Here is a 13833-nt window from a genome sequence, read left to right on the forward strand (position 1 = left end):
CCCAGACCGGGCCGCAGCGACCCGCAGCCACCCAGGCCGGGCCGCACCGACCCGCAGCCACCCAGGCCGGGCCGCAGCGACCCGCAGCCACCCAGACCGGGCCGCGGTGTGGCGGATCGGGGGTGGCCAGCGCCGTTCGTGTGGGCTGGGGCCGGTGGACAGCGGAGCCGGCGCCCGGAAGTTCGGGCGCCGGCTCGGCGGGTGCTGACGGGCGGCGCCGGTGGGGCGGCGCCCGGTGAGGGTCAGGACGTGGTCAGGGCCTGCTCCTCGGTGCGCTTGGTGGGGGCCTCGCGCTCCAAGGCGGCGCCCTCGACGTCGACCACCGGGAGCCAGCTCAGCCAGCGTGGGAGCCACCAGGCCGAGCGGCCCAGCAGGGCGATGGCGGCCGGGACCAGGATCATGCGGACCACGATGGCGTCGAACAGGATGCCGATGGCCAGGGCGAAGGCGATCGGCTTGATCGTGTCGTTGCCCTCGGGGACGAAGCCGGCGAAGACCGAGAACATGATCGTGGCCGCCGCGACCACCACGGGGGCCGCCTGCTTGAAGCCGGTCACCACCGCGTCGCGGGGGGAGGCGCCGTGCGCGTGGGCCTCGTGCATGCGTGACACCAGGAAGACCTGGTAGTCCATGGCCAGGCCGAACAGGATGCCGACGATGATGATCGGGGCCAGGCTCAGCAGCGGGCCCGTCGTCTGGGCGTTGACCAGGTCGGACAGCCAGCCCCACTGGAAGACCGCGACCGTCGCGCCGAGCGCGGAGCCGATGGTCAGCAGGAAGCCGAGCACGCCGACGACCGGGACCAGCAGCGACCGGAAGACCAGCACCAGCAGGATGAAGGCGAGGCCGACGACCAGGATCAGGTAGCGCGGCAGGGCCTCGTCGAGCTTCTGCGACACGTCGATGCTGACCGCCGTGGTGCCGGTGACGTAGACCTTGGCGTCCGGGCCGTCGGCCACGTCGTCGCGGATGGCATGGACCAGGTCGATCGTGGCGGTGTCCTCCGGGCCGGAGGTGGGGATGATCGTGATCAGGGCCGCGTTCTGAGCCTGGTTGGGCTGGGGCGGGGCCACGACCGCGACGCCCGGGAGAGTCTGCACCTTCTGCTGGACCGTGGCCGCGTACGCCGAGGAACCGGAACCGTCGACCAGGACCAGCAGCGGACCGGCGAAGCCGGCGCCGAAACGCTCGGCGATGATGGCGTCGGCCTTGGCCGCGCTGCTGCCGTCGGGTGACTTCTGGATGAGCGTGGTGCGCAACGAGAAGAACGGGATCGACACGACGGCCAGCGCCGCCACCGCCAGCACCAGGCTGATCACCCGCTGGCCGGTGACCAGGGCGGCCCAGCCGCGGAAGAAGCCGCGGTCGCGCACCGGCGCCGCGGCCGGGTTGGAGCGGGCCTTCTTCGGCAGCGCGCGCATGCCGAGCGCGCCCAGGATGGCCGGGAGCAGGGTGATCGCGACGAGCACGGCGACCACGATGGTGGCCGCGGCGGCCAGGCCCATCTCGGTGAGGAACGGGATGCCGGCGACCGCGAGGCCGGCCAGCGCGATCACCACGGTCAGACCGGCCGTGACCACGGCGGATCCGGCCGTGCCGACCGCCAGCGCCGCCGCTTCGGCCGGTGGCAGCCCGCGCCTGAGCTCCTGCCGGTGCCGGGTGACGATGAACAGGGCGTAGTCGATGCCGACGGCCAGGCCCAGCATGATCGCGAGGATCGGGGTGGTCGACTGAAGGTCGACGAAGCCGGTCAGGGTGGTGATGCCGAGCGCGCCGATGGCCACGCCGACCAGCGCCGTCAGCAGGTTCATACCGGCCAGGACCAGGGAGCCGTACGTCACCGCGAGCACCACCAGCGCGACGACGACACCCAGGATCTCGCCCGTGCCGCCGATGTCGGCGCCGGACTCCTGCGTCGCGTCACCGCGCGCCTCGACGGTCAGGCCGCCGCTGCGCGCCTCGTCGACCGCCGCGGTCAGCGCGGTGCGCTCCTCCTCGGTGATCTCCGAGTTCTGCACGCCGTAGCTCACGGTGCTGTACGCCGTGCTCTGATCGCGCGAGACGGTCGGCGACTTCGGGTCGAGCGGGTTGCTGGCCGCGAGCACGCCGGGCAGCTTGCCCAGCTTCTCGACGGCGGCCGCGACCTTGGCCGCGTTGGCCTGGTCGGTGATCTTGCTGCCGCTGGGTGCCTCGAACACCACCTGGGCCGACGCGCCCGCCGAGGCGGCGCCGAACCGCTCGCGCAGCAGCTTGAGCGCGACCGTCGACTCCTGGCCCGGAATCTCGAACGTGTTCACGGTCTTGCCGGACAGTGTCGCCGCGCCCACGCCGAGCGCGATCAGCGCCGCCAGCCAGACGACCATGACTATGGCCTTGTGTCGTACCGAGCCCAGTCCCAGGCGATGCAGCAAGGTTGCCATTAGCGAATCCCTTTTACTTGTGGCCGAGCGTGTCGTAGCTGACGGCGATGAGGTCGTCGTGGGTGACGACCAGGGGCTTCTCCCGCATGGTGATGCCGAGCAGGACCAGCGCGCCGAGGGCGCCGATCACGCGGATGGCGCGCGCGTTGTCGCACTCGGGGTCGAGCGCGAAGGCGGCGAAGATGCCTTGACCGAGCTCCTCCAGCGCGAGGCCGAGATCGGACTCGGGGTCGGCTTGCAGGCCCGACAGGAGCAGGGCGACCGTGCCGGGGAAGTCCATGGCCAGGTGGGCGATCTCGCTGAGCACCGCGCGGTCGCGGGCGGGGCCGGCCGGCATGCCCTCGACCTGGGCGACGATCTCGCGGACCGCGCTCAACGCCTTGTCGACCACCGCCTGCTGCAGCGACTCCTTGGTCGGATAGCGGTGCAGCAGGCCGGTCTTGGAGTAGCCGACCGCGTCGGCGATGCGCTGGACGGAGGTCTCCTTGAAGCCGTGCCGCGCGAAGAGACTGGCGGCGGCCTCGAGGATCTCGTCGTCGATCTGCTGCTTGGTCGGGCGCGGCATGCGGACCAGACTAGTCGGTTGCGGACCACTTCGGTCGGTAACCGACCGTGTCGGTCCTCACATGGCAAAAGGCCGGCCGAGGGGTTTGTTCCCCACGGCCGGCCTTTCAATCGGGGCTCAGCGGATGGCTTGCCTGATCCAGGTGGCGATGTTGTCGGTCCGGGCCGCGGTCTCGACGCCGGTGTGCGGGCAGGACGGCCCCGTGCTCACCACGGCCACCAGTTCGCCGCGCTTGGTGAAGAAGGGCGCGCCGGAGTCGTACGGGCATGGTGTCGTGTCGCGCTCGGGCGCGTACCCCTGAAGGCCCGTCACGTTGGCACTCAGCTCGACCACCTCGAGCAGGCCCGTCTGCAGACGGGTCACCGGGGCGGGGTTGACGCTGGTGGTGGAGCCGTAGCCGGTGAGGCGGACGATCGTGCCGATCTCCGGCGCGGTGCGGCCGATCTTGATCGGGCGGATGTCGCGCACCGGCTCGGCCAGCTTGGCCACCGCGACATCGGCGGTCGGCGACTGGCGGACCGCCACGATCTCGATCTCGTGGCCGCGCGTGGTGTCGGTCAGATCGGTGCGGCCCACCGTGGCGGTGGTCAGGTCGGCGACCGGGCGTTCCACGCGGACGCCGGCGGCGTCCCGGAAGCAGTGCCCCGCGGTGATCACCCAGCGCGACGAGATCAGGGCGCCCGAGCAGGCGCTGTTCCGCTTGCCGCCGTCAGCCGTGGGAATGCCGGTCATGGTCAGTTTGACCGAGAAGGCGTACTTGCCGATCGGTACGGGCTCGCCGTTCGCCACGGCGTTCGCGGGTCCCGTGACGCCGAACAGAACGCCGCCGATCGTTGCCGCGGCAACGAGCATCGACCTTATTCGTTGTCTCATGTGGAGGACGCTAGTCCACGCCCGCATCAGGGGCATTCCGGGGAAAGCCCTGAGACTTTTCCGGCCGACACGCCCGTTCAGTCCGTTTTCCAGGCGCGTTCCTGCTGCTTATCCGACAGTTGTCCGCCACTCGGCCCTCGGGGGACGACGGGGGTTCGGCCCGGATGTTCCCAGCTGGATGACTGCCTAATTTCAGGTTCGACACAGAAAACTTTCTGGGGGGCTCTCGAATGAGTAAGCGGCCGATAACAGTACGCGTGGCGCGGTGGAGCGCCGAGCATCCGTGGCGCGCCATCGCGCTGTGGGTGGCCTTCGTCGCGGTGTGCTTCATGGCCGGCAACATGGCCGGGGCCAAGGAGGCGACCGCCGAGGACAGCGCGATCGGCGAGGCCGGCCAGGCCTACGTGATGATCGACAAGGGCGGGTTCGACTCGGCCCCGGCCGAGGACAACGTCCTCATCACCGCCCGGTCCGGGGCCCTGGACAAGGCCGCCGGCGATCGCGCGGCCGCCGACACGGCCGCCGCCCTGCGCAACGTCACCGGCGTCTCCGCCGTGGGCGAGCCGGTCCCGGCCCGTGACGGCTCGGCGCTGCTCGTGCCGATCACGATGAGCGGCGACCCCGACACCGCCTCCGACCGGGTCGAGCCGCTGCACGCGGCCGTCGCCACGGTGCAGGAGAAGCACCCCGAGCTGCGCGTCGAATCGGTCGGCGGGCCGACCATCGGCAAGGCGCTCGACGACACCCTCGGCAAGGACTTCCAGCGGGCCGAGATCCTCAGCCTGCCGGTCACCCTGGCCATCCTCATCCTGGTCTTCGGCGCGCTGATCGCCGCCGGCGTGCCGGTGCTGCTCGCGCTGATGTCGGTCGCGGCCGCGATGGGCCTGTCCACGCTGGCCTCGCACGTGATCCCGTCGACCGACACCACCAACAGCGTCATCCTGCTGATCGGCATGGCCGTCGGCGTCGACTACTCACTGTTCTACGTCCGCCGCGAACGCGAGGAACGCGCCAAGGGCCGCGGCCACGTCGACGCGGTCGAGATCGCCGCCGAGACCTCGGGGCATGCCGTGGTCGTCTCCGGCACCGCCGTCATCATCGCCATGGCCGGCCTGTTCCTGGCCCGCGACGCCGTCTTCTCCTCGCTCGCCGTCGGCTCCATCCTGGTCGTGGCGGTCGCGGTCATCGGCTCGCTCACCGTGCTGCCCGCCCTGCTGGCCAAGCTGGGCCGCTGGGTCGACCGGCCGCGGGTGCCGCTGCTGTGGCGCCTCTCGGCCCGCTCGACGTCGTCGTCCGGCAGCCGCGTCTGGCGCCGCATCCTGCACCCGGCCCTGCGCTGGCCGGCGGCCACGCTCCTGGTCAGCGTCCTGGCCCTGCTCGCCCTGGCCGCGCCCGCGCTGGGCATGAAGCTCAAGTTCCCCGGCACCGAGGACCTTCCGAGGACGACACCGGCGATGCAGGCGTACGACCGTCTGACCGCCGCCTACCCGAGCAACGGCACCGCACACGACGTCGTCGTCGAGGCGCCCGCCTCCTCGGCGGCCGAGGTGAAGACGGCGCTGACCAAGCTCGCCCAGAGCACCCAGGGCGACTCCCTGTTCGCCCCGCTCGAGGAGACCGGCCCGGACATCAAGGTGTCGGCCGACAAGACGATCACGGTCCTGGACGTGGCGACGCCGTACTCGTCCCGTAGCGAGGAGGCCGCGGACTCCCTGCACAAGCTCCGGGAGACGCTGGCGCCGGCCGCCCTGTCCGGCGTGCCCGGTGCGAAGTACGCCGTGGGTGGTGGCGTGGCCGAGTCCGAGGACTACGCGGCCCACGTCTGGCGGACACTGCCGCTGGTGGCCGGGTTCGTGCTGGTGCTGACGTTCCTGGTGATGGCGTGGACGTTCCGTTCGGTGGTCGTCGCGCTGACCTCGATCGCCTTGAACCTGCTGTCGGCCGCCGCGGCGTACGGCCTGCTGGTCCTGGTCTTCCAAGGCAGTTGGGCCGAAGGCCTGCTCGGTTTCGAGTCGATGGGCGCCATCGTCTCGTGGCTGCCGCTGTTCCTGTTCGTGGTCCTGTTCGGCCTGTCGATGGACTACCACGTCTTCGTGGTGAGCCGCATCCGCGAGGCGGTGCAGCGGGGCGTGCCGACCCGCGAGGCGGTGGCCGAGGGCATCACGGGCTCGGCCGGCACGGTCAGCAGCGCGGCCCTGGTGATGGTGGCGGTGTTCTCCATCTTCGCCACGCTGAGCACGATCGACATGAAGCAGCTGGGCATCGGGCTGGCCGCAGCGATCCTGCTGGACGCGACCATCATCCGCGCCGTGGTCCTGCCGTCCTTGATGACCCTGCTGGGCAACAAGAACTGGTGGGCGCCCCGCTTCATGCGCCCCCGGGGCCGTCACGCGGCGCCGGTCTCCCCCGCCGCACCCACCCCGGAGCTGGTCGGCCGCCACTGATCCCGCCGACCGACCAGGAAGCCCCCGGCTATTCCGCCGGGGGCTTCCCCTTCTGCCGCTACGACGGGGATTGCCAGCTCGCCGGGAGGTGGCCGATGCGTACGCGCTGGGGATGGTCGCCGACCGCGACCGTGGCGACCCGCTGACCGGTGGCGAAGCTGATGGCGCTGACCCGGTCGGCGCCGGACTCGGAGATGACGCAGTCCTTGCCGTCGCCGCTGACCGTGGCCCAGTACGGCTTCGAGGCCTGCACCAGTGGGCCCTCGGTCAACGTGGCGCGGTTGACGACGGTCGCGTAGTCGTCCATGGTGCCGGCCACGCAGAGCTTGGCGCCGTCCGGGCTGATCGACAGGCCATGGTGACGGGAGTCGTTGACCCAGGTGGTGCGGTCGGTGCTGGTGGCCGGGTTCAGCGGCAGCGCCTTGACCCGGGTGATCCGGTCGGTGGCGACGTCGTACTCGATCAGGCCGGCGAAGAAGGAGACCTGGAAGTACAGCTTCGACTCGTCCGGCGTGAAGACGGCCGGGCGCACAGCGTCGGAGAGGTCGCCGCGCCCGAACGCGTCGAGTCTCTGGCGCATGTCGATGGTCCGTACAACTTGGAAGGTCTTGGTGTCGGCGATCGTGATTTTGCGGTCGCCCTTGGTCCAGTCGAGCCACGGGTCGTCGAGCGCCGTGTTGACCTCACCGATCGAGGAGTTCCAGAGGTAGCGGCCGCCGCCGGTGTAGATGTTCTCGTGCGGCTTGTCACCGGCCGCGAACGAGCCGAGCTGACGCCCGGTGACGATGTCGAGCACGTGCACGGTGTTGGAGGTCGAGGCCGAGACGGCCACCGAACGGCCGTCGGGCGACACGGCCATGTGGTCGCTGCGGAAGCCGGAGACACCGAAGCGCCATTTCAGCGCGCCGGTGGCCAGGTCGATCGAGACCACGTCGGCGAAGCTGGGCCGCGAGGCGACCAGCGCGGTGCCGTCGGGCGTGGTGTACATGTCGTCGACCAGCTGGTCGTGCCCCTCGCCGGGCCCGGACCGGATGCCGAGGAAGAAGGCCAGGCGGATCGGGTTGAGCGCGATCTCGGTGAGGCGCTGGTTCTTGTCCGGGACGACGTTCAGCCGGCCGATCTTCGCGTAGTCGCCGCTCGACCGGATGACGTCGACCGTGCCCTCCCAGTTGTTGCCGACGAACATGACTTCTCGCAGCTCGTCCTGTTTCGCTAGTGGCACCAACGTCAGCAGGGCGGCCGTGGCCGCCCCGACGAATCGACCGGCAAACATGCCATCCTCCCGGGGGTTACCTTGCGGTAACGACATCGAAACACGAGAATCTCTCGCATCGATAGAGGCCGGTGGCCAAGCCGGGGCCGCCGCGTTGTGCCCCACCCACAACGACCAGGGAGGCCCCGATGCTGGCCGAGCTGATCCGAGGCCTCGCCACCGACGACACCCTGGTCGACGAGATCCTCCGAGCCGCCGGCGGCCCCACCGCCGCCACCCGCGCCCAGGTGGCCACCTTGCTGGTCGCCGGTTGCGAAGCTTTCCTCCGCACCCCCGACGCACCCGCGACGGCCACGGGCTCCTCGGTCGATACCGAGTTCGGGTTTGTGGTCGACTTCAGTGCGGCGTGCCGGTTCGGGGCCGAGCTGGCCGCGCGGGGAGTGCCGGTGGCCGGGTTGATCGCCGGGGTGCACGCCGGGCGCAGCCGCCTGCTCGAGATCGCGGTCGACCGTGGCCGCGCGGCCGGCATCGCGGACGAGGCGCTGCTGCGCGGGCTGCTCAAACTGGAGACGTACGGCCGGGCGCTCGAACGCCATGTCATCGACGGCCACCGGTCGGCCGCGAGCGGGCTCGACCGCGACGACCGCGCCGCCCGCATGCGCGTGCTGCGGCGCGTGCTGCTCGACGACACGTCGGCCCAGGACGACCCCGCCCGCTTCGGGCTGCGCGACGACGGGCATTACCACTGCCTGATCTCGGACGTGGCCGACCCGGCCCGGGTGCGCGCCCTCGAGGAGGCGGTGGCTCGTTGCGGCGGCGTCCTGGCCCCGGTGGACGGCCGCATCAGCGGCCTGACCCCGCGCCTGCCCACGGGCCGCGCGATCGACCCGCCCGTGCTGATCGTCGCCACACCGCCGGTGCCGCTCACCGACGCGCCGGCCGCCCACCGCCTCTGCCTGACCGCCCTGCATGCGGCCCGCACGCGGGAGCACACCGGCGTGTGCCGGGTGACCGACCTGGCCGCGGAGACCGCCCTCGCCGCCCAGCCCCTGCTGGGCTCGATGCTCGCGGCGGAACTGCTGGCCGCCCTGGACCCGGCCGACGAGTTCCACCGGCAGCTCGCCTGCACCGCCCTGGCCTACCTCGACCGCGGCCACCGCCTCGACCTGACCGCCGCGGCGCTGCATCTGCACCCGAACACGGTCCGCTACCGCCTGCACCGCCTGACCGAGCTCACCGGTTTCACCGGGTCCCTGTCGGTTCCCGAGACGGTCCGGTGGTGGTGGGCGCTGAGTTCATGGAGCCGCCGTCCGTCCAGTTTGGACGCGCGATAGCATCCCGCGCGTGGACGAGACGCTGAACAAGCCCGGCCGCGTGCCGACGGCGGCCGAGGAAGACCGGTTCTGGACCCTGATCGAGTCGGCTTGGCAGCGCCTCGGCCCCGAACCGCTCGCGCTGCGCCGGGCGCTGATCGGCCGCGGCCCCGGGGACGAGGATTTCGAGCTGTACGCCCTCGACGGCTGGCTGGCGCCTTTCCTGCGGACGTTGACCGAGCTGTCCGCCGAGCTGTCCAGCGCCGACCTGGCCGACCTCGACCGCGTCCTCGAACGCAAGCTCCACGACATCGACCGCGCCGACATCCACGAGGTGACCGACGGCTCCGACGACGGCTTCCTGTACGCCCGAGGCTTCATCGTCGCCCTGGGCCGCGACTTCTACGAGGCCGTCCAGCGCGATCCCGCCCTCGCCGTCCTCGACGCCGACTGCGAGGAGATGTGCTACTTCTTCGCCCACCTCCACGAGGACCGCTTCGGCGCCCGGCCCGGCCGCGACTCCACGATCACCCGCGAGACCGGCGGCAACCTGGCCGGCTGGACCCCCTGACCCGCCTCACCGAGTCGGCGCGGGCCGCCGTCACCACTGTGGATGGCTGGCGGCCCGACATCGATTCCGCTACGGCGTGACCACCCGGCCGCCCAAGGTCACCACCAGCTTGCCGTCGGCGGCGTAGGACCAGCCCAGCGCGCCCGACAGCGTGCCGCACCGGGAGCCGTTCGTGCCGCTCCAGAACTGGTTGGAGCTGTCGCTGTCCCCGACGATCTTGTCGTTGGAGCCGCTGCCGGAACGGCACGACGTGTTCGTACGGAAGACTGACGTTCCGCCGTCGAACGAGAAGTTGCGTTCCGTGTTGTCGATGCTGATGTTGTTCGAGATCGTCATCGTGCCGAGGTTCCGGTTGTAGGTGAACCCGTGCTTGCCGTTGCGGTACGCGATGTTCCGCCGGATCGTGTGGTTGACGCCGATGTCCTCGCCGCCCAGCTTGTAGCCGTTGCGGTCGCCCGCCCCGGCCTGGCTGCCGTCACTGAGCGTTCCGTTGTTGTACGACAGCGAGTCCTCGATCGTCACCGCCCCGATCGGTCCCGTGTCCGTCTTCGTGTAAAGGTCCCAGCCGTCGTCGATGTTGTTGTGCGACACCGCGTACCGGAAGACGTTGCCTCCGCCGACCGTCAGTTTGGCCGCGAAACCGTCCGCGTCCTCACCGTCGGAGTCCGCGTTGTCGTGCGATTCCGCGCTGAGCACGAGATTGTTCGCCGGCCATTGCGCGTTCGGCGTGTCCGACGCGATCCGCGACAGTTGCAGGCCGCTGTCGCGGTTGAAACGCGTGATCGTACGCTCGAGAATGTTGTTGCTTCCGCCCACGAAAATGCCGTTGTCACCGGCCCTCTCGACGACTATTCCCCGCACATGCCAGTAGTTGCCGTTCACGGCGAGCCCGCGGTTGGCCGGGTCTTCGGCTTGCGCCGAGAAATTCAGGACCGGGGTTTCTCCGGGGTACGCGGTGAGGACCTTCCGCGCGGATGACGTCCCATTGTTGCCGGCCGCGATCGTCACCGTCTGCGCGAACGCGTAGGTCCCGCCGCGCAGGTAGATCGTCCCGCCCGCCGCGATCCGCGTGATGGCACTGGCCAGCGTCGTCGGCTCCGCCTGCGTGCCCGGCGCCGACGCGCTGCCACCCGGTGCCACGTAAAGAGCGCCACTCGTGGGCGGCGGGGTCGTGGGCGGTGGTGTCGTGGCCGGCGGGGACGTGACCGGCGGCGTTGTGGGTGTCGTGCCACCTGATGAGTCGACCACCACGTCGTCGAAGCGCCCGGCCGCCGACTCAGTGAGCAGCCCGATGCGCCCGGAGGCGATCGACGTGTCGGTGGCCGAGCCCACGCTCGTCCCGTTGACCGTCCCGCTGATGGTGCTGCCGTTGACCGCCAGCCGCAGCGTGTACCAGGTGCTCGCCGAGATCGTCTGGCTGATGCCACCCAGCACCTTGACCGTGCTGCCGTTCATCGCCTCGAGCTGCACCCGGTTGCCCCCGGTCAGCGACAGCCGGTACATCTTGGTCGCCCCGGCCGCCCGCGCCGTCAGCGCCACCACGCCCGCGGCGGACCCGAACGACGTCGCTTTGACCCGCGCCTGCACCGCGTAGTTCGTCCACGCCGTGTCACCCGCGAACTCGCGGGCCCGCTGACTGCCGGCGTCCGACTGCTGCAGCACCTGCGACCCGTCGGCGACCACCGACCAGGTGCCGCCCGACTTCGACCATCCACTGGCCCCCGACTCGAAGTCGGCCGAGAAGAGCGTGGCCGCCTGCGCGTCGGCCACGGAAATCATGATTCCCGCCGCCACCACCGCGGCCGTGAATCCGGCGCCGGCAGCCCAGCGCACACGAGGGGAGGTTGACATGAGCTTTTCTCCTTGGAGCGATAGACGACTCCGCGATAGCCCAGGCGCGGAAAATTACAGCCGATCTCTGCAACATCTGCCCGCGTATTTGCAGCCTCCCACAACCGCAACACAGCCGAAATATGTCACCGCCAATACACACTCGTCAATGCAAATGATTTGCAGGTTTTTTGCAGCCACGTGCGCCGGCGCCATCGGGCGGACCTCGGCCCGGCCGGTGTCGAGGAGGCCCGCTTGCAGAAGAGCGCCGCCGCGAAGTCGCCCACCGAGTCCGCGGCGGCGTGACCGACCCGCCCTACCGAACCCGACGTGGCGGCTATCGCCTCGCGGATCGTCAGGGGAAGCGATGCCGGGCGCCCGGCGTAAGGCGAAGGCGAAAGCGGCCGGCACCCGAGTGGGCGCCGGCCGCTTGAGGCGAGAGAGGCGGAGGGGTCAGTCGGACGGGGACGACGCTGAGGTCGCGTCGGCGGCGACCGAGACGGGGGCCGACTCCGGGGAGACCGAGACCGGGAGGCCGGGGGCCGGGCTGGTGCCGGGGGCCTCGCCCCGGGCCACCGCGCCGGGGGCCGTGTCCCGGTCCACGCCGGCCGCGGCGTAGGCGTCGGCCTCGTCCAGGGTCTCCGTGTCCAGGAGGCGGTGGGCCAGGCGGTCCAGTTGGTCCCGGTGGGCGCGCAGGACCGACAGGGCCTCGGCGTGGCATTCCTCGACGATTTTGCGGACCTCGGCGTCGATCAGCTCCCGGGTCGCCGGGGCGATGTTGTCCGAGCCGAACGGTGACTCCTGTCCGGGCGGCGGGAGGACCGTGACCGGGCCGATGGCGTCGGACATGCCCCAGCGGCCGACCATCTGGCGGGCGATGTTGCTGACCTGGTCGAGGTCGCTCTCGGCGCCTGTCGTCATGTCGCCGAAGACGACCTCCTCGGCCGCCCGGCCGCCCAGGGCGCCGATGATGCGGCCGCGCAGGTACTCGGCCGAATAGCCGTAGCGGTCCGTGTTCGGGCTCTGGAAGGTGACGCCCAGGGCCTGGCCGCGCGGGATGATCGAGATCTTGCGGACCGGGTCGGCGCCGGGGGTCAGCATGCCCAGCAGGGCGTGGCCCGACTCGTGGTAGGCCGTACGGGTCTTCTCCTCCGGGGTCAGCATGAGGCCGCGGACCGTGCCCAGCGTGATCTTCTCGAGGGCGTCGGTGAAGTCGTTGTTGGCCACCTGCTCGTGCCCGCGCCGGGCCGCCAGCAGGGCCGCCTCGTTGACCAGGTTCTTCAGGTCGGCGCCGACGAAGCCGGGCGTGGACGACGCGATGCCCTGCAGGTCGACGCCGGGGGCCACCGGCACGCCCCGGGTGTGCACCTCGAGGATCTGGCGGCGGCCGGCCAGGTCGGGCGGGCTCACCGTGACCCGGCGGTCGAAGCGGCCGGGGCGCAGCAGGGCCGGGTCGAGGATCTCGGTGCGGTTGGTGGCGGCCAGCACGACCACGCCCTCGCTGCCCGTGAAGCCGTCCATCTCGGTCAGGATCTGGTTGAGGGTCTGCTCGCGCTCGTCGTTGCCGCCCAGCGACGCCGACCCGCCGCGGGCCCGGCCGATCGCGTCGAGCTCGTCGATGAAGATGATCGACGGGGCGACCTTTTTGGCCTGGTCGAACAGGTCGCGGACGCGGCTGGCGCCGATGCCGACGATCGCCTCGATGAACTCGGAGGCCGAGATCGAGAAGAACGGCACTTTGGCCTCGCCGGCCACCGCGCGGGCCAGCAGCGTCTTGCCGGTGCCGGGCGGGCCGGACAGCAGCACGCCGTGCGGGATCTGCGCGCCGAGCTTGCGGTACTTGCCGGGTTCGCGCAGGAAGTCGACGATCTCGGTGACCTCCTGCTCGACCGATTCGATGCCGGCCACGTCGGCGAACGTCGTCCGGGGGCCGCCTTCCGGCTCGTACAACTTGGCCTTGGATTTGCCGAATCCGCCGAGCCCGCCGCCGGAGAGCGCGCCCGCCGAGCGCCGCGCGATCCAGACGAAGATGCCGACCAGCAGCAGCGTGGGCCCGAAACCGACGAGGAGTTGCTGCCACAGCGGCGCCGGCGCGTCCGGCGGGTTCGCGTTGACCGGCACGTTCTTGGCCTGGAGCTGGGCGAAGAGGTTGTCGTCGGCGAACGACGGCCGCTCGGTGCTGAACCGCTCGACCTGCTCCGACTTCGTCTCGCCGCTCGGCGTGTAGGCCACTTCCTTCTTGAACTGGCCCTCGATCGTCTCCCCGGTCGAGGTGATCTCGGAGACGTTGTCGGCCTGGACCTGGGTGAGGAAGTACGTGTACGACACCGCGGTACGCTCCGGCGGCGCCAGCAGCACCGACGAGATGATCCAGTTGAGCGCCAGCAGGATCACCAGCGTCACGCCGAACCGGACCCACGACGACCGCTGCGGCTTCTGCGGTTCGGGCGGGGGCGCGGGCGGCGCGCCCTCCACCTTCCACGGGTGGGGGCGGTGCGGCTGGTTCTGCGGCGGCTTGTCGGCGGGCATGTTCGCGAAGCTACCCCCGCCGAATGACGGGAATGCGTTCACGTGATGAGCGTGACTTCCCGGCCGGCGGGAACG

At 70.9% G+C, this 13833-nt stretch carries 9 protein-coding genes; 3 read left to right on the forward strand and 6 right to left on the reverse strand.

The window, feature by feature from the left end; translation table 11 throughout:
- Positions 1-242: 242 nt before the first annotated feature.
- The 3 genes from CRP55_RS28935 to CRP55_RS28945 form a co-directional block, all read right to left on the reverse strand.
- Positions 243-2420, reverse strand: a complete 2178-nt coding sequence (locus CRP55_RS28935) for an MMPL family transporter (RefSeq protein WP_097323322.1) — start codon at positions 2418-2420, stop codon at positions 243-245.
- 13 nt (positions 2421-2433) lie between these two features.
- Positions 2434-2985, reverse strand: coding sequence for a TetR/AcrR family transcriptional regulator (locus CRP55_RS28940; RefSeq protein ID WP_097323324.1), 552 nt, complete (start codon positions 2983-2985; stop codon positions 2434-2436).
- 117 nt (positions 2986-3102) lie between these two features.
- A complete protein-coding gene (locus tag CRP55_RS28945) occupies positions 3103-3858 on the reverse strand; it encodes a S1 family peptidase (RefSeq protein ID WP_245923443.1) in 756 nt (251 codons plus the stop codon).
- A gap of 230 nt (positions 3859-4088) precedes the next feature.
- Between CRP55_RS28945 and CRP55_RS28950 the strand changes: the two genes are divergently transcribed.
- Positions 4089-6302 carry an MMPL family transporter gene (locus CRP55_RS28950; protein WP_097323327.1) on the forward strand — a complete coding sequence of 738 codons (2214 nt, stop codon included), beginning with the start codon at positions 4089-4091 and terminating at the stop codon, positions 6300-6302.
- Between the two features lie 58 nt (positions 6303-6360).
- Here the strand turns inward: CRP55_RS28950 and CRP55_RS28955 are convergent, their stop codons facing one another.
- Positions 6361-7575 (reverse strand): YncE family protein, encoded by a 1215-nt coding sequence (locus CRP55_RS28955; protein ID WP_097323329.1) that lies wholly within the window; start codon positions 7573-7575, stop codon positions 6361-6363.
- Between the two features lie 128 nt (positions 7576-7703).
- On the opposite strand from CRP55_RS28955, the gene CRP55_RS28960 reads away from it, so the two are divergent.
- Both CRP55_RS28960 and CRP55_RS28965 read left to right on the forward strand, forming a co-directional pair.
- Complete coding sequence (locus CRP55_RS28960; RefSeq protein WP_097323331.1) at positions 7704-8849, forward strand: helix-turn-helix domain-containing protein; 1146 nt, start codon at positions 7704-7706, stop codon at positions 8847-8849.
- Positions 8850-8859: 10 nt separating this feature from the next.
- Positions 8860-9399 carry a DUF4240 domain-containing protein gene (locus tag CRP55_RS28965; protein ID WP_097323333.1) on the forward strand — a complete coding sequence of 180 codons (540 nt, stop codon included), beginning with the start codon at positions 8860-8862 and terminating at the stop codon, positions 9397-9399.
- A gap of 69 nt (positions 9400-9468) precedes the next feature.
- Here the strand turns inward: CRP55_RS28965 and CRP55_RS28970 are convergent, their stop codons facing one another.
- Both CRP55_RS28970 and ftsH read right to left on the reverse strand, forming a co-directional pair.
- Entirely contained in the window at positions 9469-11250 is a 1782-nt protein-coding gene (locus tag CRP55_RS28970) for a right-handed parallel beta-helix repeat-containing protein (RefSeq protein WP_097323335.1), read from the reverse strand.
- Positions 11251-11682: 432 nt separating this feature from the next.
- Entirely contained in the window at positions 11683-13758 is a 2076-nt protein-coding gene (gene ftsH, locus CRP55_RS28975) for an ATP-dependent zinc metalloprotease FtsH (RefSeq protein ID WP_097323337.1), read from the reverse strand.
- Positions 13759-13833: the final 75 nt, after the last annotated feature.

It is taken from the genome of Paractinoplanes atraurantiacus, from assembly GCF_900215205.1.
GTDB classification, from domain to species: Bacteria; Actinomycetota; Actinomycetes; order Mycobacteriales; family Micromonosporaceae; genus Actinoplanes; species Actinoplanes atraurantiacus.